Source organism: Luteimonas sp. S4-F44 (assembly GCF_022637415.1).
Classification (GTDB): domain Bacteria; phylum Pseudomonadota; class Gammaproteobacteria; order Xanthomonadales; family Xanthomonadaceae; genus Luteimonas.
This window is the reverse complement of record NZ_CP093340.1, coordinates 2,673,321-2,696,107: the sequence shown is the minus strand read 5'-3', so window position 1 is coordinate 2,696,107 and position 22,787 is coordinate 2,673,321. Positions and strand designations below refer to the sequence as shown.

At 68.4% G+C, this 22,787-nt stretch carries 16 protein-coding genes and 1 riboswitch; of the genes, 7 read left to right on the top strand and 9 right to left on the bottom strand.

Going from position 1 to position 22,787, the window contains the following annotated elements; all coding sequences use genetic code 11:
* Positions 1 to 4: 4 nt before the first annotated feature.
* Both MNO14_RS12335 and MNO14_RS12330 read left to right on the top strand, forming a co-directional pair.
* A complete protein-coding gene (locus MNO14_RS12335) occupies positions 5 to 2,863 on the top strand; it encodes a TonB-dependent receptor (RefSeq protein WP_241944020.1) in 2,859 nt (952 codons plus the stop codon).
* Positions 2,864 to 2,940: 77 nt separating this feature from the next.
* Complete coding sequence (locus MNO14_RS12330; protein WP_241944019.1) at positions 2,941 to 4,368, top strand: DUF4832 domain-containing protein; 1,428 nt, start codon at positions 2,941 to 2,943, stop codon at positions 4,366 to 4,368.
* Positions 4,369 to 4,466: 98 nt separating this feature from the next.
* Here MNO14_RS12330 and ahcY read toward each other — a convergent pair whose 3' ends face one another.
* Positions 4,467 to 5,927, bottom strand: a complete 1,461-nt coding sequence (gene ahcY / locus MNO14_RS12325) for an adenosylhomocysteinase (protein ID WP_241944018.1) — start codon at positions 5,925 to 5,927, stop codon at positions 4,467 to 4,469.
* A 35-nt stretch (positions 5,928 to 5,962) separates the two neighbouring features.
* Positions 5,963 to 6,077: riboswitch (S-adenosyl-L-homocysteine riboswitch) on the bottom strand.
* A gap of 258 nt (positions 6,078 to 6,335) precedes the next feature.
* Here ahcY and MNO14_RS12320 point away from each other — a divergent pair.
* The gene (locus MNO14_RS12320) at positions 6,336 to 8,837 is read left to right on the top strand and encodes a prolyl oligopeptidase family serine peptidase (RefSeq protein ID WP_241944017.1); all 2,502 of its coding nucleotides are present in this window, start codon (positions 6,336 to 6,338) and stop codon (positions 8,835 to 8,837) included.
* A gap of 48 nt (positions 8,838 to 8,885) precedes the next feature.
* Here the strand turns inward: MNO14_RS12320 and MNO14_RS12315 are convergent, their stop codons facing one another.
* The 4 genes from MNO14_RS12315 to metK all read right to left on the bottom strand — a co-directional run bounded on the left by MNO14_RS12315 (position 8,886) and on the right by metK (position 13,531).
* Entirely contained in the window at positions 8,886 to 9,635 is a 750-nt protein-coding gene (locus MNO14_RS12315) for a peptidase (RefSeq protein WP_241944016.1), read from the bottom strand.
* A gap of 65 nt (positions 9,636 to 9,700) precedes the next feature.
* Positions 9,701 to 10,708 (bottom strand): alpha-E domain-containing protein, encoded by a 1,008-nt coding sequence (locus tag MNO14_RS12310; protein ID WP_241944015.1) that lies wholly within the window; start codon positions 10,706 to 10,708, stop codon positions 9,701 to 9,703.
* Between the two features lie 10 nt (positions 10,709 to 10,718).
* Positions 10,719 to 12,131, bottom strand: a complete 1,413-nt coding sequence (locus MNO14_RS12305; RefSeq protein ID WP_241944014.1) for a circularly permuted type 2 ATP-grasp protein — start codon at positions 12,129 to 12,131, stop codon at positions 10,719 to 10,721.
* A 188-nt stretch (positions 12,132 to 12,319) separates the two neighbouring features.
* Complete coding sequence (gene metK / locus MNO14_RS12300; protein WP_241944013.1) at positions 12,320 to 13,531, bottom strand: methionine adenosyltransferase; 1,212 nt, start codon at positions 13,529 to 13,531, stop codon at positions 12,320 to 12,322.
* Positions 13,532 to 13,726: 195 nt separating this feature from the next.
* Here metK and MNO14_RS12295 point away from each other — a divergent pair, with 195 nt between their 5' ends.
* Positions 13,727 to 14,770 (top strand): metal-dependent hydrolase, encoded by a 1,044-nt coding sequence (locus MNO14_RS12295; protein WP_241944012.1) that lies wholly within the window; start codon positions 13,727 to 13,729, stop codon positions 14,768 to 14,770.
* Positions 14,771 to 14,794: 24 nt separating this feature from the next.
* Here MNO14_RS12295 and dusB read toward each other — a convergent pair whose 3' ends face one another.
* From dusB to MNO14_RS12275, 4 genes are all read right to left on the bottom strand, one after another.
* On the bottom strand, positions 14,795 to 15,790 hold the full coding sequence (dusB, locus tag MNO14_RS12290) for a tRNA dihydrouridine synthase DusB (protein ID WP_241944011.1): 996 nt from the start codon (positions 15,788 to 15,790) through the stop codon (positions 14,795 to 14,797).
* 53 nt (positions 15,791 to 15,843) lie between these two features.
* The gene (locus MNO14_RS12285; RefSeq protein ID WP_241944010.1) at positions 15,844 to 16,566 is read right to left on the bottom strand and encodes a DUF4893 domain-containing protein; all 723 of its coding nucleotides are present in this window, start codon (positions 16,564 to 16,566) and stop codon (positions 15,844 to 15,846) included.
* Between the two features lie 62 nt (positions 16,567 to 16,628).
* Entirely contained in the window at positions 16,629 to 17,582 is a 954-nt protein-coding gene (locus tag MNO14_RS12280; RefSeq protein ID WP_241944009.1) for a ribokinase, read from the bottom strand.
* Positions 17,583 to 17,622: 40 nt separating this feature from the next.
* Positions 17,623 to 18,921, bottom strand: coding sequence for a nucleoside transporter C-terminal domain-containing protein (locus tag MNO14_RS12275; RefSeq protein ID WP_183426811.1), 1,299 nt, complete (start codon positions 18,919 to 18,921; stop codon positions 17,623 to 17,625).
* A 187-nt stretch (positions 18,922 to 19,108) separates the two neighbouring features.
* Here MNO14_RS12275 and MNO14_RS12270 point away from each other — a divergent pair, with 187 nt between their 5' ends.
* The 3 genes from MNO14_RS12270 (at position 19,109) to MNO14_RS12260 (ending at position 22,786) form a co-directional block, all read left to right on the top strand.
* Entirely contained in the window at positions 19,109 to 20,074 is a 966-nt protein-coding gene (locus MNO14_RS12270; RefSeq protein WP_241944008.1) for an aldo/keto reductase, read from the top strand.
* Positions 20,075 to 20,167: 93 nt separating this feature from the next.
* Positions 20,168 to 20,389 (top strand): hemin uptake protein HemP, encoded by a 222-nt coding sequence (locus MNO14_RS12265; protein WP_241944007.1) that lies wholly within the window; start codon positions 20,168 to 20,170, stop codon positions 20,387 to 20,389.
* 132 nt (positions 20,390 to 20,521) lie between these two features.
* The gene (locus MNO14_RS12260; protein ID WP_241944006.1) at positions 20,522 to 22,786 is read left to right on the top strand and encodes a TonB-dependent hemoglobin/transferrin/lactoferrin family receptor; all 2,265 of its coding nucleotides are present in this window, start codon (positions 20,522 to 20,524) and stop codon (positions 22,784 to 22,786) included.
* Position 22,787 lies beyond the last annotated feature (1 nt).

Sequence of the window (22,787 nt, the reverse complement as noted above, 5' to 3'; positions counted from 1 at the left end):
TTCTGTGAAGACCGTTCGTCCGCATCGCAATCCGCTTTTTTGCAGCATCGCGCTGGCGCTCGTGGTGCCGGCCGGCGTGTCGGCCCAGGTCCAGGACGCCGGAGACCCGGCCGGGCCCGTGGACGAACGGATCGAGTCACTCGATGCGGTGATCGTGACCGGTGTCCGCGGCAGCCTTGCGCGGGCGGTCGAGCTCAAGCGCGATGCGGCCACCGTGCAGGATTCGATCAGCGCACTGGAACTGGGCAAGTTCCCGGACGACAACGTCGCCGACTCGCTGAGCCATATCACCGGTGTCTCGATCAGCCGCACGGCGGGCGGCGAAGGCCAGAAGGTCAGCGTGCGCGGCCTGGGGCCCGAGTACACCCTGACGACGTTCAATGGCCGTCTGTTGGCGACCGACGGCGCAGGCCGCGACTTCGCATTCGACGTGCTGCCGTCGGATGTGATCAGCGGCGCCGACGTGATCAAGGGCGCGCAGTCGTCGTTGACCGAGGGCGCGATCGGCGGCCTGATCAACCTGCGCTCGGCCAGTCCCTTCGACCGCACTGGACAGCACGGCATCGTCCGCGTCGAGGGCGATCGCAACCAGATGTCCGAGCTCAACGGGCGCAAGTTCTCGGCGACCTACAGCAACACCTTCGCCGACGACACCGTCGGCGTGCTGCTCGGCGTGGTGTACGGCAAGCGCCGGGACCGTACCGACATCGCCGGCAACGACGGCGGCTGGACCCGCAATCCCGACCCGACGGATGAGACCTGGTTCGGCAACGCCTGGGGCGGCAACATCGACCCGAACGGCAACGGCGAACTCGATCCCGAGGAGTACGGCCTGATCGCACCCGGCCAGTTCCGTGCCGGCTCGATCATCGAGGAAAAGAAGCGGCGCGCGTTCTCCGGCAAGCTGGAATGGCGGCCCAGCGACCGCTTCCGGCTCACGGTGGACGGCCTGACCACGCGGCTCGATTCGCCGCAGGTCGGCTACCAGCAGTCCTACTACCCGCTGTTCGCGCCCGGTCGCTGGTCCGACATCACCGTCCAGAACGGCATCGTCACCGGCTTCACGATGGACAACCCGGATCCGGAGCTGCGGCTCAACCCCGAACTGCTCAACATGACCGAGCATCGCGTGGTCGACACCGATCTGTACGGGGCCAACGCGCAGTGGCAGGTCAATGACGATTTCACCCTCACTGCCGACGTGTATCGGTCGACCTCAAAGCGCTACTCGGGCGGCCAGGATTCCTATGTGGTCCTGCGCATGAACCAGCCCAACACCGCCCGCATCGACCTGAGCGGCGCCGCGATGCCCAATGTTCGGGTGGACTTCGACGATGGCCGCTCGCTGGCCGATGGCTTCGGGACCGGCACCTTTGGCGCGTCCGATTTCAACACCCATTACATGGAACTGCGCGGCGACAACATCGTCGATGAAATCACCGGCGGTGCCCTCGGCGGCGAACTGTTCGTCGGCCGCTCGGTGTTCGATCGCCTGCGCTTCGGCGTCAATGTCACCGACCGCAAGAAGTCGCGCGATCTGATCAACAACACCCTCAACGGCGGCGCCGATTACTACTCGGGCGACAATGCCATCAACGTCGGCGACCTGGGCACTGGCGTGATCTCGCAGTCGTTGGCGCCGCCGAGCTTCATGAGCCGGGTCAACGCGGTCTTCCCGCGGTCGTTCATCGCTTTCGACGTCCCCAACTACCTCGGCCATCTGGCCCAGTACGACGGCCGGCCCCGCGCCGATGGCACGCCCTACGATTTCGCCAACGCAGCGCCGCAATGGAATCCGCTGGAGAGCTACCGCGTCTCGGAAAAGACCAATGCGTTCTACGTGCAGGCCGATTTCGCCGGTGAACGCTGGCGCGGCGATGTCGGCATGCGCGTGGTCAGAACCGACACGACTTCGCAGGCCTGGGACGCGAAGATCCTGCAGATCATCGAGAACGGCGCGTTCAACTACACCGCGGTCTACGACACGCCCAGCGTGATCGAGCAAAAGGGGGACTACACCTTCTACCTACCGTCGGCGAACTTCATCTGGAGCTTCACCGAAGACCTGCAGCTGCGCGTGGGCGCCGCCAAGACCATGGCCCGGCCGCCGGTCGACACGCTGGCGCCGACCAACACCACGGCCAGCGTGTCCTGGGGCGAGTTCACCCAGATCTACGGCGGCAACGTCGATCTGCAGCCCTACAGCGCCAAGCAGGGCGACCTGTCGCTGGAGTGGTACTTCACCGAGCGCTCGATCTTCAACGTCGCGGTGTTCTACAAGCGCATCAGCAACCAGATCACCACCAGTTGGGAACCGGGTCAGGACATCGGCGTCGGGCCGATCGTCGATGCTAATGGGGACCCGGTGAGCACCGGGCCGACGCTGTTCAACGTCATGCGCCCGATCAATGGCGACTATGCCAAGGTGCGCGGCATCGAGGCCGGGCTCCAGCACTTCTGGGACAACGGCTTCGGCTTCCGTGCGCAGTACACCCGCAACTGGGCGCGCAGCTGGGTCGGTGAGTTCGAGCGCCCGCTCGAAGGGATCGCGCCGTCGGTGTACTCGCTGGGCCTGATGTACGAAAAGGGGCCGTGGTCGATCGGCGCCACGGCCGACCACACCGACGGCTTCGTGACCGCGATCAATGTACTCGGCGAGGGCTACAACGAGCAGGCCGATCCGATCACCTGGTTGACCGCGCACGCGTCCTACGCGGTCAACGACCGTTTCACGATCTCGCTGGAGGGCAGCAACCTGCTCGACGACGAGAACACGTCCAGCATCAACGGCAATCCGCTTCTGACGCAGGGCTACTACCGCTACGGCCGCTCGCTCACGCTGGGCTTGAGCTACCGGTTCTGACTGTGCTTGACGCGGCCGGTCCGGGCGTCGCCCCTGGACCGGCGGCGATCCCACGCCGGCGACGGGAGGGGTAGATCATGGAGCACCATCGAGATCGGCTGCGCGTTGCAGCATCGGCCATGCTGTTGGCGGTCATCGCGACCGCCAATGCGGGGCTGCCGGAGGCGCCGGCGGGCGCGCCGGCTTCGGCGCAGGTCCACGGGGCTGCGCATGCGCCAGACTCGGGCGCACGGCTGGCCAAATCGGCGCCCGCCGCTCGCGCCGGTGCGGCCGCGCATCGACGCGGCGCCGCGGCCTACGTGCCGGTGCCACTGCAGTCCACGATCGATCGGGTGCAGCCGATGACTGGCATCGTGCTGTGGAACGACAATGCGTCGGGTCTGGCGACGCTCGGCGACGACGTGCAACTGGAGTTTGCCTACTTCAAGTACAGCGACGTCGTCACAGGGACAGGTACCTATAACTGGGCACAGGTCGACGCCCGGCTGGCATCGGCGGCGGCACGCGGCCACCAGATGATCGTGCGCTTCCATGACACCTATCCGGGCCACACCACGATCTCGATCCCGAGCCACGTCGCCAACGCCGCCGACCACGTGATCGACTACCGGAGTGTCGAAGGCGAGCAGACCTTCGTGCCCGACTGGCGCTCGGCCACGTTGCAGGCCTTCATTCTCGACTTCTACAGCAAGTTCGCGCAGCGCTACGATCTCGATCCGCGGCTCGCCTTCCTGCAGGTCGGATTCGGTTCCTATGCCGAGTACCACCTGTGGGACGGGCCGCTGACCCTGGGCCGGACGTTTCCGTCGAAGGCGTTCCAGCAGCAGTTCCTGGAGCATCTGGGCGCGACCTTCGCGCAGACCTCCTGGTCGCTGTCGATCGATGCGGCGAGCTCGACCTACTCACCGTTCTCCGCGGTGCCATCGCTGCGGCAGCTGCGCTTTGGGCTGTTCGATGATTCCTTCATGCACGAGACGCATTCGAGCAGCAACAGCGAATATAACCGCGCCTCCTGGTTGTTCTTCGGCAACAACCGCTACCAAGACAGCCCGGCGGGCGGCGAGTTCAATTACTACAGCGACTACGACCAGGCGCATGTGCTCGACCCCAATGGTCCCTGGGGCCGCAGTTTCGAATCCTTCGTCTCGCAGTACCGCATCAGCTACATGATCGGCAACGACCAGCCGGGCTATCAGACCCGCGCTCGGATCCGGCAGGCCGCGATGGCCACCGGCTACGCGTTCCGGATCACGGCGCTGTCGAGCGATGGCGAATGCGTGCAGATGTCGGTGCGCAACGAAGGGGTCGCGCCGATCTATTACGACGCCTGGCCCGCGGTCGACGGCCACCGTCTGGGCACGTCGCTCAAAGGGTTGCTCCCGAATGCCGAGCGTTCCGCGTCGGCTTGTATCGGCCCGCATGCGATCGCCTCGCTGACGGTCGCCATCGAGAGCGATCGGCTCGTGCCGGGGCAGCAGATCCAGTTCAACGCCGCGCTGCCGTAGGCGAACCGCCGGGCCGGGCGGGCTGGCCCACCAACGGGAACGGGCGCCATCAGGCGCCCGTTCGTCGTGTCGCTGCCGTGCTGCGTGGTGCGGATCACTCAGTAGCGGTAGTGATCCGGCTTGAACGGACCTTCGACCGGCACGCCGATGTAGTCGGCCTGGGCCTGGGTGAGCTTGGTCAGCTTGACGCCGATCTTCTCCAGGTGGAGGCGTGCGACTTCCTCGTCGAGGTGCTTGGGCAGCAGGTAGACCTTCTTCTCGTAGCGGTCCTTGTTCGCCCACAGGTCGATCTGGGCCAGGGTCTGGTTGGCGAACGAGTTCGACATCACGAAGCTCGGGTGGCCGGTGGCGCAGCCCAGGTTCACCAGACGGCCATCGGCGAGCAGGAAGATCGCGCGGCCGTCGGGGAAGACGTACTTGTCGACCTGCGGCTTGATGTTGATCTGCTGCACGCCCGCCAGCGCCTTGAGCGCATCGACCTGGATCTCATTGTCGAAGTGGCCGATGTTGCAGACGATCGCCTGGTCCTTCATCGCCTGCAGGTGCTCGGCAGTGATGATGTCCTTGTTGCCGGTGGTGGTGACGTAGACGTCGCCGCGGCCGAGCGTGCTCTCGATCGTGTTGACTTCGAAGCCTTCCATCGCCGCCTGCAGCGCGCAGATCGGATCGATCTCGGTCACCACGACGCGGGCGCCGTAGGCGCGCAGCGAGGCGGCGCAGCCCTTGCCGACGTCGCCGTAGCCGCAGACCACCGCGACCTTGCCGGCCAGCATCACGTCCATCGCGCGCTTGAGGCCGTCGGCCAGCGACTCGCGGCAGCCGTAGAGGTTGTCGAACTTGGACTTGGTGACCGAGTCGTTGACGTTGATCGCCGGCACCAGCAGCGTGCCGGCCTGGGCCAGCTGGTAGAGGCGGTGCACACCGGTGGTGGTCTCCTCGGACACGCCCTTCCAGTCGGCGACCACGCGCGTCCAGTAGCCCGGGCGCTCGCTGGCCACGCGCTTGAGCAGGGTCTTGATCACCTGCTCCTCATGCGAGGCGGCCGGCTCGTCGACCCAGGTGCTGCCGTTCTCCAGCTCGTAGCCCTTGTGGATCAGCAGGGTCACATCGCCGCCGTCGTCGACCACCAGCTCCGGCCCGGTCAGCGTGCCGTCGGCCAGGGTGAAGGTCAGCGCGTCGAGCGTGCAGTCCCAGTACTCCTCCAGCGTCTCGCCCTTCCAGGCGAACACCGGCGTGCCGGTCGCGGCGATCGCCGCGGCGGCGTGGTCCTGGGTCGAGAAGATGTTGCACGAGGCCCAGCGTACGTCGGCGCCGATGTCCTTGAGCGTCTCGATCAGCACCGCGGTCTGGATGGTCATGTGCAGCGAGCCGGTCACGCGCACGCCCTTCAGCGGCTGCGCGGCGGCGTGCTTGCGGCGGATCGACATCAGGCCCGGCATCTCGTGCTCGGCGATATCCAGTTCCTTGCGGCCCCAGTCGGCCAGCGAGATGTCGGCGACCTTGTAGTCGCCATCCTGGGAGAAGGCGCGCGCGGCGCCGGACTTCAACTGTGCGTTCATTGCATGCTCCGTACGGAATGCGATCGATGCATTCGCGATGACGGGCGCCGTTCGCAGGGCACCTGCGCCGAGCCTGGCCATCGGGGCGTCCGCTTGCGCGGGACGCGACGTGGACGAAGCCACGCGATGGTCGCAGCGCCCCTCGGCGAGGCGGACCGCCATTCTATCGCAGCACGCCGTTGGAGGCGGGGCAGGGCGCGGATCGCGTTCCGAAGGCACCCCCAAAGTTCAGGCGCCGACCGTGCGCGTCACGGTTACCGGCGATCCCTTGCGGCGATGTCGTGCAGGCCCAGGCCTGCACGGCGATGTCGCACAAGTCCCGTCGGTCGCGGGCCCCTGACCGCTACACGGTGCGATGTGGCAGGTATGCTCGACGGCCTCGTGTGCTTTTTTACGGATCGCCTTCTGATGCCTGCAACGACCGCCCGTCGCCGATTGTTCCTCGCCGTGTCCGCCACCTTGCTCGTCGCCTCGCTCGGCGTCGCCCCCGCATTCGCGCAGGCCGCGCCGGCGGTCGCCTCCGAGGATGGCGGCTACCAACTGCCGCCCGAAGCGTTGCGCGCGATCGTCGATGCGCCGCGTCCGCCGCGCTTGCTGCTGAGCCCCAAGCGCGACCTGGCCGCTTTCCTGCAGACGCCCGCGCTGCCGTCGATCGCCGAGGTCTCCCAGCCCGAGCTCAAGCTCGGTGGCATCCGGATCAATCCCAAGACCTACTCGGCCAGCCGTGCCTCCTACGTCAGCGATGTCTGGCTCAAGCCGATCGACGGTGGCGCCGAGCAGCGCATCGCGGGCCTGCCCGAGCCGCTGTCGCTGGCCTCGCTGTTGTGGTCGCCCGACCAGCGCCACATCGCCTTCAGCCAGGTCGACACACACGCGGGCGAAGTGCAGCTGTGGCTGGTCGACGTGGCGACGCGGCAGGCGCGGCGCCTGCTGTCCCAACCGCTCAACGCCGTCGTCGGCAACGGCTTCGAATGGATGCCCGATGGACAGTCGCTGCTGGTGCGGCTGCGCCCGCAGGGGCAGGGCGCAGCGCCGCAGGACGATGGCGTGCCGGCCGGCCCCAATGTCCAGGAGACCGGCGCCGGCGGCACGGTGCAGCAATTGCGGACCTACCAGGACCTGCTGCGCAGCGAGCAGGACGCGCGGGTGTTCGCGCACTACATGACCAGCCAGCTCGCGCGCGTGTCGCTCGACGGCGCGGTGTCGCCGATCGGCGCCCCCGGCCTAACCGTCAGCGCCACCGCCTCGCCCGACGGGCGTCATCTGCTGCGCCAGCAGATCGATCGGCCGTTCTCTTACCAGGTGCCATACACCCGTTTCCCGCGCCGGATCGAGGTGATCGGGCTCGACGGTGCGGTCCAGCACACGGTCGCGCGCCTGCCGCTGGTCGAGGGCCTGCCGGTCGGCAACGATGCGGTGCCCACCGGCGTGCGTTCGGTCGCCTGGCGCAGCGACGCGCCGGCAACGCTGGTGTGGGCCGAGGCGCAGGACGGCGGCGATCCGGCGCGCGAGGTCGCGGTGCGCGACATCGTCTATACCCAGGCCGCGCCGTTCCGCACAAAGCCGAGCGAGCTTGCACAGCTGTCGATGCGCTACGCCGGCACGCAATGGGGCAATGGCGAGCTTGCGCTTTTGACCGAGTACTGGTGGAAGACGCGTCGGATCCGCGAGTGGCGCCTGCATCCCGATGGTGGCACCGCGCCGGTTCTGGTGCGCGATGGCTCGTACGAGGACCGTTATGCCGATCCGGGCATGGCGGTGACGATGCCCGACGACAACGGCAACAGCCGGCTGCTGATCGCGGCTGACGGCCAAAGCATCTACCGCATCGGTGACGGCGCGTCGGAAGAGGGCGACCGGCCGTTCCTGGACCGTCAGCACCTGGCCGACGGCCGCACCGAACGACTGTTCCACTCGCAGGCGCCGGCCTATGAGGCGCCGGTCGCGGTGCTCGATGCACAGGCCACGCGGCTGCTGACCACCCGCGAGACCCCGGCCGAACCGGCGAACTTCCTGCTGCGGCGCCTGGACGACGCCGATGCCGCACCGACCGCGCTGACCGCGTTCGCGCATCCCACGCCGCAGCTGCGCGACGTGCACAAGGAACTGGTCCGCTTCAAGCGCAAGGACAGTGTCGACCTGAGCGGCACGCTGTACCTGCCGCCGGGTTACGACGCACAGCGCGACGGCCCGCTGCCGCTGCTGATGTGGGCCTATCCGGGCGAGTTCAAATCCGCAGACGCCGCGAGCCAGGTAACCGATTCGCCGTACCGGTTCAACGCGGTCGGCTACTGGGGACCGCAGGCGTTCCTGGCGATGGGCTATGCGGTGTTTGCCGACGTCTCGATGCCGATCATCGGCGAGGGCGATGCCGAACCCAACGACACCTACATCGAGCAACTGGTCGCCAGCGCCGAGGCCGCGGTGGACGAGGTCGTGCGCCGCGGCGTGGCGGATCGTCGTCGGATCGCGATCGGGGGGCATTCTTACGGCGCGTTCATGACCGGCAACCTGCTGGCGCACTCGCGGCTGTTCGCCGCCGGCATCGCGCGCAGTGGCGCTTACAACCGCACGCTCACGCCGTTCGGTTTCCAGGCCGAAGAACGCAACTACTGGCAGGCCCAGGACACCTACCTGCGGATGTCGCCGTTCAACTACGCCGGGCAGATCAAGGATCCGATCCTGCTGATCCACGGCGAAGAGGACAACAATTCGGGCACGTTCCCGATGCAGAGCGAGCGCATGTTCGCGGCGATCAAGGGCCTGGGCGGCAACGCCCGGCTGGTGATGCTGCCCAAGGAATCGCACGGCTACCGAGCGCGCGAATCGATCCTGCACATGCTCTACGAGACCAATGCCTGGCTTGACCGTTACGTGAAGCATCGCCCCGACGCGCCTGCGGCGCCGTAGCCGCGCTGCCGCCGCAACGCCCGATCATGTCGGGCGTTGCGGTCGTCGTCAGCGTGGGGCGTTGCCTGGCGCCCACGGCGGCGCCGGCAATGCGGCGACCGCCTCGCGCAGGCTGTCGTTCCAGCGCTCGCGGATCGAGCGCAGGTAGGCGTCCTCGTCCTCGAAGCGCTGCTGGACGTCCAACTGCAGGCTGTCGCGGCGATAGACCGCCAGGTCGATCGGCGTGCCGACCGACAGGTTCGAGCGGATCGTCGAGTCGAACGACACCAGCGTGCACTTGGTCGCGGTGACCAGGTCAGTCTGCCGGGTCACGACCCGGTCGAGAATCGGCTTGCCGAACTTGATTTCGCCGGTCTGGAAGAACGGGGTCTCGGACGTGCTCTCGATGAAGTTGCCTTCCGAGTACACCAGGAACAGCCGCGGCGGCTCGCCGCGGATCTGGCCGCCGACGATGAACGTGCCGCTGGGGTCGATCCCGCTGTCTCGCAGATAGGCTTCGTCGCGGGCGCGAATCTCGCGCATCGCATCGCCGATGGCCTGGGCGACCTGGAACATCGACTGCGCGTTGCGGATGCCCGGCGTTGCCGGTTCGTGCCGGTCGCGATGCTCGATCAAGTTGAGCACGTTCTGAGTCAGCGACAGGTTACCGGCCGACAACGTCACGACCACATAGGCGCCGGTTTCGGCGAAGACCCGCATCTTGCCGGCACGGCGAACATGGTCGACGCCCGCGTTGGTGCGCGAGTCGGAGGCCAACACGAGCCCCTCGTCGAGGTTGAGGCCGATGCAATAGGTCATGAGGCGGGGCGGTTACGGCGGAGCGGATGGCCATTGTGCCCGCTGCGCGGGCGGCATGGCACCTGTCAGGCCGTGGTCTGCCGGGGCGCCTGAACCTGCGTCTGCGCCGGCGCCGGTACGGCGCGGGTGGTCATGAACTGATGGTGGATCTCCGCGCCCAGCCGGGTCAGTCGGGTCATCGTGTCCTGCAGCCACGGTTCCAGCCCGCCGGCGATGATCTCGTCCATACGGGCGTAGCGCGATTGCGCGGCCAGCGCGCCGGCCTGGCGCGCGACCTCCGCCGACGCTCCGCCGGTGAGCGACTGCAGGATCGAGGAGATCGCCTCGACGCAGGTCTGCAGCGAGCGCGGATTGTCGCCGTTGAGCAGCATCAGCGCCGCCACGCCGGCCGGGCTGACCGATTCCCGGTAGAGCTGCCGGTAGGTCTCGAACGCCGAGAGCGCCTGCAGCAGCGCGCTCCACTGGAAGTACTGCACCGCATCCCGGGCTTCGCCTGTTTCGGGCAGTTCGTCGTCGCTGGCGATCATGTCCAGCAGCCGGATCGACCATTCGGCGCGCTCGATGAATGCCCCCAGTTGCAGGAACCGGTAACCCTCGCCGCGGCCGATCGTGCCGATCGTGATGCCGCGAAACGACGCCGAGCGGGTCTTGACCCATTCGAGCGTGTTGCTCAGCCCGTTGCGGCGCAACTGCGCGGCATCGAGCCTGCGGATCTCCAGCCAGGAGCTGTTGAGGTCCTCGTACATTTCCGAGGTGATCGCCACGCGTTGGGCGCGCGCGTTCTCGCGTGCGTTGCGGAAGCAGCTGTGGATCGAACTGGGATTGTCGGGCGCCAGCAGCAAGTGTCCGACCACGCCCTCGGCATCGATGCGTCCGTGGCGATCGAGGAACGGCTGCACCAGGCCCAGTGAGTCGAGCGAGCGCCGCCATGCGGCCGCCTGGGCCTTGCCACGGTCCAGGCGCTCGGGCAGCAAGGCGATGCGTTGCGCGACATCGAGCAGGCGCGCGGTGTTCTCGGCGCGTTCCATGTTGCGCGCCACCCAGTACAGATCGTTCGCGGTGCGACAGAGCATGCGTGCGGCCTTAGTTTTCCATGATCCAGGTGTCCTTGGTGCCGCCCCCCTGGGACGAATTGACCACCAGTGAGCCTTCGCGCAGCGCGACCCGCGTCAGTCCACCCGGCACGACTTGGATGCGGTTGCCGCTGAGGATGTAGGGGCGCAGGTCGATGTGACGCGGCGCCAGCCCGCTCTCGACGAAGGTCGGACAGGTCGAAAGCGACAACGTGGGCTGGGCGATGTAGTTGCCTGGGTCGGCGAGGATGCGGGCACGGAATGCCTCGATCTCCGCCTTGGTCGATGCCGGGCCGACGAGCATGCCGTAGCCGCCGGCGCCGTGCACTTCCTTGACGACGAGCTCGGGCAGGTGCGCCAACGCATACTTCAGGTCGTCTGGATTGCGCAGCTGCCAGGTCGGCACGTTGTGCAGGATCGGCTCTTCACTGAGGTAGTAGCGGATCATCTCCGGCACGAACGGATACACCGACTTGTCGTCGCCCACACCAGTGCCCGGCGCATTGGCCAAGGTCACGTTGCCGGCGCGGTAGGCGCCGAACAGCCCGGGCACGCCGAGCATCGATTCGGGCCGGAACACCGTCGGGTCGAGGAAGTCGTCGTTGATGCGGCGGTAGATCACGTGCACGCGCTGTGCGCCACGCGTGGTCTGCGCATAGACCATGTCGTTCTGCACGAACAGGTCGGCGCCCTCGACCAGTTCCACACCCATCTGCTGGGCCAGGAAGGCATGCTCGAAGTACGCCGAGTTCGCCGCGCCCGGGGTGAGGACGGCCACTACCGGGTTGTCGATGTTGGCCGGCGCGCACTGGCGCAGCACATCGAGCAGTGCGTCGGGGTAGCGTTCGACCGGCGCGATCTGCTGGCTGGAGAACAGCTCGGGCGTCAGGCGCGCCATCATCCGCCGGTTCTCGAGCATGTACGACACGCCCGAGGCGACCCGCAGGTTGTCTTCGAGCACGTAATACTCGCCGTCGCCGGCGCGCACCAGATCGATGCCCGAAACGTGCGAATAGGTGTTGCAGGCGACCTGCAGGCCCTGCATTTCCTTGCGGTACTCGCTGTTGTCGAGGACCAGCGCGGCCGGAATGCGGCCATCGCGCAGGATGCGCTGCGGTCCATAGACATCGCCCAGGAACAGGTTCAGCGCGTGCACCCGCTGGCGCAGCCCGGCCTCGAGCATCCGCCATTCGGCGGCCGGCACGATCCTGGGCACGATGTCGAAGGGGATCAGCCGCTCGGTGCCCGATTCCTCACCGTAGACCGAGAACGTGATGCCGACGCGGTGGAACGAGATCTCCGCCTCGCGCCGCTTGTGCGCGACCTGATCGGGCGGGGTGCGTTGCAGCCAGTCTTCAAACGCGCGGTAGTGCGGCCGGACTGCGCCCTGTGCATCGCGCATCTCGTCGTAGCTGGCTGACATCGAAGAAGCTTCCCCTGGCTGTCCTTGGCGCCGCACCGTGCGACGAGATATAGCATGTCGCCCGTCGGGTGCACGCCGGGTGAGACGGCAGGGTGCCCGCGGGGCAGGGACGGGGCCCGCCCACCGGCCCAAACGACGACGGGCCGCTTGCGCGGCCCGTCGTGGCGAAGCGGCGGAAGGCGCCGGCCTTACTTGAGCTTGGCGTCGGCGCGCAGGGCCTCGGCGCGGTCGGTCTTCTCCCACGAGAACGCGGTGGCGGTGTGCTGCTCGCCCGCGCCGTCGGTGTAGCTGACCTGCTGCGGCTTGCGGCCGAAGTGGCCGTAGCTGGCGGTGCGCTGGTAGACCGGGTGGATCAGGTCGAGCATCTGGATGATGCCGTAGGGGCGCAGGTCGAAGTGGCGGCGGATCAGCTTCTCGATCTGCGCATCGGGGATCTTGCCGGTGCCGAACGTGGTCACCGAGATCGAGGTCGGCTCGGCGACGCCGATGGCGTACGACACCTGCACCTCGCAGCGGTCGGCCAGGCCGGCCGCGACCACGTTCTTGGCGACATAGCGCGCGGCGTAGGCGGCCGAGCGGTCGACCTTCGACGGGTCCTTGCCCGAGAACGCACCGCCACCGTGACGGGCCCAGCCGCCGTAGGTGTCGACGATGATCTTGCGGCCGGTCAGGCCACAGTCGCCCACCGGCCCGCCGATGATGAACTTGCCGGTCGGGTTGATGTGGAACTTGGTGCCCTTGTGCAGCCACTTGCCCGGCAGCACGGGCTTGATGATCTCCTCGCGCACCGCCTCGATCAGGTCCTTCTGCTTGACGCCCGGATCGTGCTGGGTCGACAGCACGACCGCGTCGATCGCGGTCGCCTTGCCATCCTCGTAGCGCAGCGTGACCTGGCTCTTGGCATCGGGGCGCAGCCACGGCAGCGGCGAGTTCTTCTTCTTGCGCACCTGCGCCTGGCGCTCGACCAGACGGTGCGACAGGTGGATCGCGGCCGGCATGTGGCTGTCGGTCTCGTTGGTCGCGTAGCCGAACATCAGGCCCTGGTCGCCAGCACCCTGCTGCTCGGGATTCTTGCGATCCACACCCTGGTTGATGTCGGGCGACTGCTTGCCGATCAGGTTCAGCACGCCGCAGGTCTCGCCGTCGAAGCCGACGTCGGAACTGTCGTAGCCGATGTCCAGGATCACCTTGCGGGTCAGCGCCTCCAGATCGATCCACGCGCTGGTAGTCACCTCGCCGGCGACGATCGCCACGCCGGTCTTGACCAGCGTCTCGCACGCCACGCGCGCGCGCTTGTCCTGGGCCAGGATCGCGTCGAGCACGGCATCGGAGATCTGGTCGGCAATCTTGTCCGGATGGCCTTCGGAGACGGACTCGGACGTGAAGAGATAGCTGGACATCAGGGCTATATCCCTATATTCGGATGAAAAGATGGCCGCGAATGATACACCCCCGGCCAGCGCAACGCATCTTGTCGTCCTGCGTGTTGCCGGAGGGTTAAGCGGGTCGACAGCGACATACGCGTTTGCCGCCAGCCCGCACGCTCGCGACAATCGGCGACCGCCACGCGATGCAACCCAAGGAACGCCCGCACCATGGATTCCCTGACCCAGATCGTCCTCGGTGCGTCGGTCGCCGCAGCCGTCGTGCCGGCGGCCCATCGTCGTGCGGCGTTGCTGGCCGGCGCTGCGCTGGGCACCGTGCCCGACCTCGATGGCCTGGTGATCGCGCTGCTGACCGACGACCCGGTGCTGCGGATGACGCTGCATCGCGGCATCACCCATTCGTTATTGGTGCTGCCGCTGGCCGCTGCCGCGCTGTGGTGGGCGTTGCGCCGCTACGGCCACGGCCGGGTCACGGCTGCGCCGGTGCGTTGGTTCTGGGCGATCCAGCTCGCGCTGGTCACGCATCCGCTGCTCGATGCGTTCACGGTCTATGGCACGCAGCTGCTGTGGCCGTTCCGGCCGCCGCCGGCGATGTGGTCGAGCGTCTTCATCATCGATCCGCTGTATACGATCTGGTTGCTGATCGGCGTGTTGGTTGCGGCGTTTGCGGGCGCGCGCCGGCTCGGTGGCCGCGCGTTGGCGCTCGGGCTCGCGTTGAGCACGGCGTACCTAGGCTGGTCGCTGGTCGCCAAGTCGCTCGTCGACCGGGACGCCGAGCAGGCGCTTGCGGCGCTGGGCCTTGCGGACGCGCCGCGCTTCTCGGTGCCGATGCCGGGCAATACTGTGCTGTGGCGGGTGGTCGCGATGACGCAGGACGGTTATGTCGAGGGGTTCCGGTCGCTGGTCGCCGACCGTGGTCCGATGCAGTTCGCGGCCTATCCGTCCGACGTCGCCGCGCTGCGGGCGAACGCCGCGCTGCCGGCGGTGCAGCGGCTGGCCTGGTTCAACCACGGCTTCATGGGGGCGACGGTCGTCGAGGGTTGGCTGCAGCTCAGCGACCTGCGCATGGGCAACGAACCGGACTACTTCTTCCGCTTCATCGTCGCCGAGCACACCGCCGCGGGTTGGTCCGCAGTGCCGCCGACCCAGGCACCGATGGCGCGCGATCTGGGGGCGACGTGGAATGCGACCTGGGCGCGGATGTGGCACGAACCTGCGGTGCCGGGCCCGGCGCCGGCTGTCGGCGGGCCCTGACGCGGGGCCCGCGGATGCGGTCTGTCAGGCAGCCAGCGTCGGCTGTGCGTCGCCGGCGATCAGCGCGTCGAAGTAGGCGCGTGTGAGCGCAAGCTGGTCCTGCGCGGTGTCGGCGCGGTTGACCACGGCGCGGAAGGCGTGGTGCTCCGGCCGGTCCTTTGCGTACCAGCCCAGATGCTTGCGTGCGATGCGCACGCCGGAGGTCTCGCCGTAGAACGCATGCAGCGCCTGGAGATGGCCGAGCAGGATGTCGCGGATCTCCTGCAACGACGGCGGCGGGAGGTGGTGGCCGGTGGCGAGAAAGTGCGCGATCTCGCGGAAGATCCAGGGCCGGCCCTGCGCCGCGCGACCGACCATGACTGCATCGCATCCGGTGTGGCGCAACACGGCCAGCGCTTTCTCCGGCGAGTCGATGTCGCCGTTGGCGATTACCGGGATCGACAGGTGCGCCTTGATCGCCGCGATCGTGTCGTACTCGGCGCTGCCGGTGTAGTGCTGGTCGCGGGTGCGGCCATGGACGGCGAGGGCGGCGATGCCCGCGTCCTGTGCGATACGCGCGATCGTCGGTGCGTTGCGATGCGCGGCGCACCAGCCGGTGCGGATCTTCAGTGTCACCGGCACGTCGACCGCGGCGACCACCGCCTGCAGGATGCGTGCGACCAGCGCCTGGTCCTGCATCAGCGCCGAGCCGGCCCAGGCGTTGCAGACCTTCTTGGCCGGGCAGCCCATATTGATGTCGACGATCTGCGCGCCGTGCGCGACGTTGTGGCGCGCCGCCTCGGCGAGCATGGTCGGCTCGGTGCCGGCGATCTGCACGCCGACCGGTGCCGGCTCGCCGTCGTGGTCCATGCGGCGCAGCGATTTCTCGGTGCACCAGAAGCGCGGATCGCTGATCGTCATCTCCGACATCGCCAGGCCCGCGCCCAGGCGCTTGCACAGCTGCCGGAACGGCTTATCGGTGACGCCGGCCATCGGGGCCAGCACCACGTTGGGTTCGATGCGGTACGGACCGATCTGCATGCGCCCATTGTCGCCGATCGGGGGGGCCGGGTCGCGCGCGCGCCGCTCTGAGTTCAGCGGCGCAGTTGGTAGAGCTCGAAGCGCGGACCGTCGACGTCGAGCACCATCAGCAGTTCGCTCTCGCCGGTGCGCACCAGGCGGCCGACGCTGTCGCCTTCGACGCGCGCTGCCGGCGGCGAGGGCCACTGGCGGCTGTAGCCGGGCGAGGGCTCGTCGTTGACCGATTGCGAGCCCAGGAACGCGAGCGTGCTGCGATCGATCGGCAGCAGTCGGCCCTGCCGACGCTGCGAACCGCTGGTCTTGGCGAACGTCAGCACGCCGCCTTGGCGCGCGATCGTGGCGTCGAACCAGGGATAGGCATAGGCGCCGCCGCGTCCGTCGAACTGCAGCGAGCGGACCTGCCAGGCGCCGGTGATCGTGCCCAGCGGGCGTCCGCTTCCTGCCAGCGCCAGCACCTGTCGCGCGTCGGCCAGGACCGGGTCGTGGTCGTCGAGCGCCAGGTCGAATGTGGGCTCGGCGAGGATGGCGTCGCGGTCGGTCGGCCAGACCTGCGCCCGCCAGTCGTCCGGTGTGCCGTCGTGCGCGTCCGCCTGCGTCGGCGGCGCCGCCTCGGTCACTGGATTGGCGGCGACCGTCGCGGCATCGGCCGCGGCCGGCACGGCGGCCGGCGACGCGGATGTCGGCGCAGGGTCGGCCGGGCTGCAGGCGACCACGACGAGTGCAATCGCCAGGCCGGTGCCGGCACGCAGGCGCGCGGGAAGGGAACGGCAGGACATCGGCAGAACTCCGCCGCGATCCTGGGTGCCGCGGCCGGGCGAGGGTAGCGCGCCCGGCGTCGTCAGTCCGTCGCGGGGCGCAGGTGCGGCATCGCCGCGGCGGCGCCGACCCGCTCGGTCGACCGCCCCGCATAATGCGCGGCGAAGCGCACGTGGCTGTCGAACGGCGCCGCCGGGTCGCCGGCGAGTGAGGCGGCCAGTGCGCCATTGAAGGCATCGCCCGCGCCGGTGGTGTCGACCGGCTCGACCTTGTCGGCCGGTACGCGATAGAACGGCTGCGTATCGCCGCGGGTCAGGTCCTCGCGGTGGGAGACGAATGCGCCAGCGGCGCCGAGTGTGACCACCACCGTGCCGCGTGGCAGCAGCGTGCGACACCAGCGGTGCAGTTGCGCATCGGCCGTGCCGGCGATCGCTTCGCTGTCGATGCGATGGCTGGTGTGACGCTCGAGCAGGCCGGCGAACTCGGTTTCGTTCGGCGTGAGGATGTCGGCCGCGGCGAGCAGTTCGCGCAGGCACTGCGCGTTGGCCGGCGCCGGGTTGAGCATCGTCGAGGTGCCGGCGGCGCGCGCCAGGCGCATCGCTTCGAGCACGCTGTCGAGCGGGGATTCGAGCTGGGTCAGCAACACCCGGGCGCCGGCCAGGGCTTCGGCCTGCCGGCCGACCCAGGAGGCGCACAGGTCGCCATTGGCGCCGGCGCCGATGACGATGGTGTTGTGGCCGGCCTCGTCGACATAGATGCCGGCCGTGCCGGTCGGGTGGCTGCTCTCGCGCACGCGCATCGCGATGCCGTCGGCCTGGGCGAGTGCGCGCGCCTGGCGGCCGCCGTCGTCGTCGCCCAGCGCGCATAGGAAGGTGGTCTGCGCGCCCGCCCGGGTCGAGGCGACGGCCTGATTGAAGCCCTTGCCGCCCGGCCCGGTGTGGTAGCGGCCGCTGAGCGTCTCGCCGCGGCGCGGCAGGGTGCTGCAGTTCCAGACATGGTCGACATTGAACGACCCGACGACGACGACACGACTCACGCGCACATCCTCTCTGTCCCGCTCTCGCAGTGATCCGGCGTCAGGCGCCGATGTAGGTCAGCACGCCGGCGATCGTCGCGGTCATCAGCGTGGCGATGGTGCCGCCCAGCACCGCGCGCAGGCCGAAACGCGCCAGGTCTTGGCGGCGGTCGGGAGCCAGGCCGCCGATGCCACCGATCTGGATCGCGATCGAGCTGAAGTTCGCAAAGCCGCACAGCGCGTAGGTCGCGATCAGGCGACCCTGCTCGGTCAGCGCCATGCCCTCGACGCGGCCGTTGACGATGTCGGCCAGCTGCAGGTACGCGACGAACTCATTGATGACGATCTTCTGGCCGATCAGCGAGCCCACCACCGACGCGTCCTGCCACGGCACACCGATCAGCCAGGCGATCGGGGCGAGCACGAAGCCGAAGATCGTCGCCAGGTTGGTCGGGCGGCCGATCGCCTCGGCCAGGCCGGTGGCCTCGCCGATCCATTCCAGCGGCCAGTTGATCATCGCGATCAGCGCGATGAAGGCCAGCAGCATCGCGCCGATGTTCAGTGCCAGGCGCAGGCCGTCGCCAGCGCCGGCGGCCGCGGCATCGATGATATTGCCGGTGGTCTTCTCGACCTCCATCTTGACCGTGCCGCGGGTCAGCGGCTCGCGCGTCTCGGGGATCAGGATCTTGGCGATGACCAGCGTCGCCGGTGCGGCCATGATCGAGGCGGCCAGCAGATGCTTGGCGTAGAACGCCTGTTCCTCGGGGTTGCCGCCACCGAGCATGCCCACATACGCGGCGAGCACCCCGCCGGCGATGTGCGCCATGCCGCCGATCATCATCGTGATCAGCTCCGACTCGGTCATCCGCGAGATGTACGGACGCACGGTCAGCGGCGCCTCGGTCTGGCCGATGAACACGCTGGCGCACACGCTGGTGGTCTCGGCGCCCGAGACCCGCATCACCTTGGTGATCGCCAGCGCCATCACCCGCACGATCGCCTGCATCACGCCCAGGTGGTAGAGCACGCCCATCAGCGCGGCGAAGAAGATGATCGTCGGCAGCACCTGGAAGGCGAAGATGAAGCCGTAGGTCTCCACGTTCATCAGGCTGCCGAAGATGAACTCCGAGCCGGCGTTGACGAATGAAAGCACCTTGACGAAACCGTGGCCCAGCGCGTCGAACACCTCGCGCCCGCCGGGCACGCGCAGCACGACAGCGGCGAACGCGATCTGCAGGGTGACGCCGGTGGCGACCAGCTTCCAGTCGACGGCGCGCTTGTTGTTGGAGAACAGCCACGTGATCGCGAGCAGCACGGCGAGGCCGAACAGGCCGAAGCCGATCCGCGTCAGGTCTTCCATCGTGGCCCCCAGGCCCGTCGACAAGTCGCGCAGCCTAGTGCAGCGGGCCGGCACGGGCAACCACGGACCGGGTGAAGACCGTGTCGTTCAGGCCCGTGGCGCCGTCTGCGCGGTGTCTCGGGCCGGATCGGCGGCGCATCGGCGCAGCTTGCATACACTGGTGCGCCCGACAGCGAGGAACCCGCCCATGCACTACCGTCGTCTCGGCACCTCCGGCCTGCAGCTCTCGGCGCTTTCGTTCGGTGCCTGGACCACGTTCGGGCGCCAGGTCGGCCGGGGCCAGGCGCGCGACCTGGTGGCCGCGGCCTGGGACCACGGCATCAACTTCTTCGACAATGCGGAAGGGTATGCCAACGGTGAGGCCGAGCGGGTCATGGGCGATGTGATCGCCGATCTGCGTCTGCCGCGCGACGGCTATTGCGTGTCGAGCAAAGTGTTCTTCGGCGCGGCGACCGAGCCCGGCCCCACCCAGCGGGGGCTGTCGCGCAAGCACGTGCGCGATGCCTGCGATGCCGCGCTGCGGCGGCTGCGGGTCGATCACCTCGACCTCTATTTCTGCCATCGGCCCGATCCCGACACCCCGGTGGCCGAGACCGTCTGGGCGATGGACACGCTGATCCGCCAGGGCAAGGTGCTGTACTGGGGCACGTCCGAATGGCCGGCGGCCGCAATCCGCGAGGCGGCGCAGATCGCGCGCACGCACCACTTGCACGGCCCGACGATGGAACAGCCCGAGTACAACCTGCTGCGGCGCGAGCGGGTCGAACTCGAGTATGCCCCGCTGTATGCCGAGCTTGGATTGGGGACGACCACCTGGTCGCCGCTGGCCTCGGGCCTGTTGACCGGCAAGTACGCCGGCGGCGTGCCGGCCGACAGCCGACTGGCGCAGCCGGAGCTGGCTTGGTTGCAGCGCGAGCTGCTGGGGAATGCGGACCAGGTGGCGCGCGCGGCGCGGTTCGTCGCGTTGGCGGCCGAGCTGGGCGTCGCGCCGGCACCGCTGGCGATCGCCTGGTGCCTGCGCAATCCGCACGTGTCGTCGGTGCTGCTGGGCGCCAGCCGGGTGGAGCAGCTGATCGAGAACCTGCAGGCGCTCGAACTGGCGGCCTTGCCCGACAACGGCCTGTGGGCGCGGGTGGACGCGCTGGCGGACTGAGCCGTGCGCGACCGCCCGTCGGACCGCGCACGCGGCACTTGACTCGGAAATGAGAATCAATAGCATTGGAGGCCCCGACCCGAGGAACCGACCATGCTTGCGCCCCAGCTCCGCGATTCCGTTCCCGCCCGCGACGCGGCCGATGGCCACAACGTGCACCGCCTGGCCCGTGCCCATGATGCCCGCGCCCCCGAGCCGATCGAGCTCGACAGCGCGCAGTTGCTGCGCGGCCAGCGCGAACTGCAGATCCGTCACGGCAACGAGATCTACCGCCTGCGCCACACCCGCAACGACAAACTGATCCTGACCAAGTAAGCCCCTCGTTGACCGGTGCCGCCGTCCTTCAGCGGTGGCCCGTCCGTCCATCGATCTCTCCGGTCGCCCGCCCGCGCGTTTCTCTCCCCGCGCCTGCCAGCCAGCCGTCGCCCTCCGAGCACGAGTCTGCGCATGCGCCTCCACCCGCTTTCTGTTTCTCTGGCCCTGGGCCTGTTTCCGTTTACCGCACTGGCTGCGCCCGACGGTGCTGTCGACGCCACCGCGCCGGCTGCCGAGTTCGACCGGGTCGTCGTCACCGCCACCCGCACCGAACGCGCGATCGCCGACGTGCCCAATACCGTCGACGTGATCGACCGCGCGCGCATGGACACCTTGCTGGTGCGCGACATCGCCGACCTGTTCCGCTACGAACCCGGCGTGACGGTCGGCCGCAACATCGGCCGCTTCGGGCTGTCGGACATCCGCATCCGCGGCCTGGGCGGCAACCGCGTGCGCATCCAGACCGACGGCATCGCGATCTCCGATGCGTTCGCCATCGGCAGCTTCTCCAACGCCAACCGCAACTTCGTCGATCCCGACACGCTCAAGCGGGTCGAGGTCGTGCGCGGGCCGACGAGTTCGCTCTACGGTTCGGACGCGCTCGGCGGCGTGGTCTCGTTCGTCACCAAGGACCCGTCCGACTACCTGGGCGACGGGCGCGACGCGTACTTCGGCTTCAAGCTCGGAACGACCACCGCCGACGCAGGCCTGTTCGCGAACGCCACTGCGGCATTCGGCGGCGCGCGCTGGTCGGGCCTGGTGGCGGTCGGCCATCGCCAGGGCAAGGAGACCGAAACCATGGGCGAGGTCGGCGGCGAGGGCAGCGCTCGCACGCAGGCCAATCCGCAGTCGGCCAATGGCCGCAGCGTGCTGGCCAAGGTCGTTTTCGCGCCCGACGCCCGGCAACGTTTTCGGCTGACGGTCGAGGGCAACGAGGACGACGTCGAGACCGACGTGCTGAGTTCGCATGGCGACGTGGTGATGATGCCCGGCGTGCCGGCGTCCGCGCGTGTGCAGTCGCAGGTCGGCAAGGATCACCAGAGCCGCGCGCGGGTGTCGTTCGGGCACGAGATCGTCGGCCTGGACAACGCCTTCGCCGATGCGATCGACTGGCAGGTCTATGGCCAGGACAGCGAGACGCTTCAGCGGACCGAGGAACGCCGCTCTTCGCTGGTCGGTGGGACACCGGTCAATCCGGTATTGCGCGAGCGCGCCTTCGATTTCGACCAGCGCGAGTACGGCCTGCAGGCGAACTTCCGCAAGTCGCTTGGGCAGCGCATCGTCCACGACCTGAGCTGGGGACTCGACCTGTCGCAGTCCGAGACGCGTCAGAAGCGCGATGGGCGTGCGACCAACCTCACGACCGGCACAGTGACCAACGTCATCAGTCCCGACGTCTTCCCGGTCCGCGATTTCCCGATCAGCGACACCACCAAGGCCGCGCTCTACATGCAGGACGAGATCGCGTTCGCCGACGGCGCGGTGCGCCTGGTGCCCGCGATCCGGGTTGACCACTACCGGCTCAAGCCCGAGGTCGACACGATCTTCCGCGAGGATAATCCGACCACGCAGGTCGCCGACATCCGCAAGACCCGGGTGTCGCCCAAGCTCGGCGCGGTCTGGCATTTCGCCGAGGCCTGGTCGCTGTTCGGCGGCTATGCCGCGGGCTTCCGCGCGCCGCCGTACAACGACGTCAACATCGGCTTCACCAACCTCGCGTTCGGCTACACCGCCATCCCCAATCCGGATCTGCGCCCGGAGACCAGCGACGGTCTGGAACTGGGTCTGCGCTTCGCCGGCCGATCGGCCTATGCCAGCCTGACCGGCTACTACAACCGATACGACGACTTCATCGAGTCCACCCGGTTCGTCGGCATCGATCCGGACAGCGGTCTGATGGTCTACCAGTCGCAGAATGTCGACGACGCCCGCATCTGGGGCGTGGAGTTCAAGGGCGGACTGGATCTCGATGCGCTGGCGCCCGCGCTCGCGGGCTGGTCGCTGCGCGGCGCGGCGGCGTGGTCGCGCGGCGAGGACCGCACCACGGGGGATCCGCTGGCCAGCGTCGACCCGCTGACCGCCGCGCTGGGCCTGGCCTTTGAAGGCAACGCCTGGGGTGCGGAACTGGCCGGGCGCTTCGCTGGGCGACGTGATCGCCTGCCGCCGTCCGGCACCGCCGTCGGCTACGTGGAAACGCCTGGCCACGCGGTGCTCGACCTCTACGCCCATTGGACGTTTGCGCCCGGCACGACGGTCAACCTGGGCGTGCTCAACCTCGCCGACCGCAAGTACTGGCCGGCAGGCAACGTCCCGCTGGTCGCTGCGACGTCGACCACTTTCGACCGTTACACCGCGCCGGGGCGCAGCCTGGCGGTCAGCTTCGCGGTCGATTTCTGAT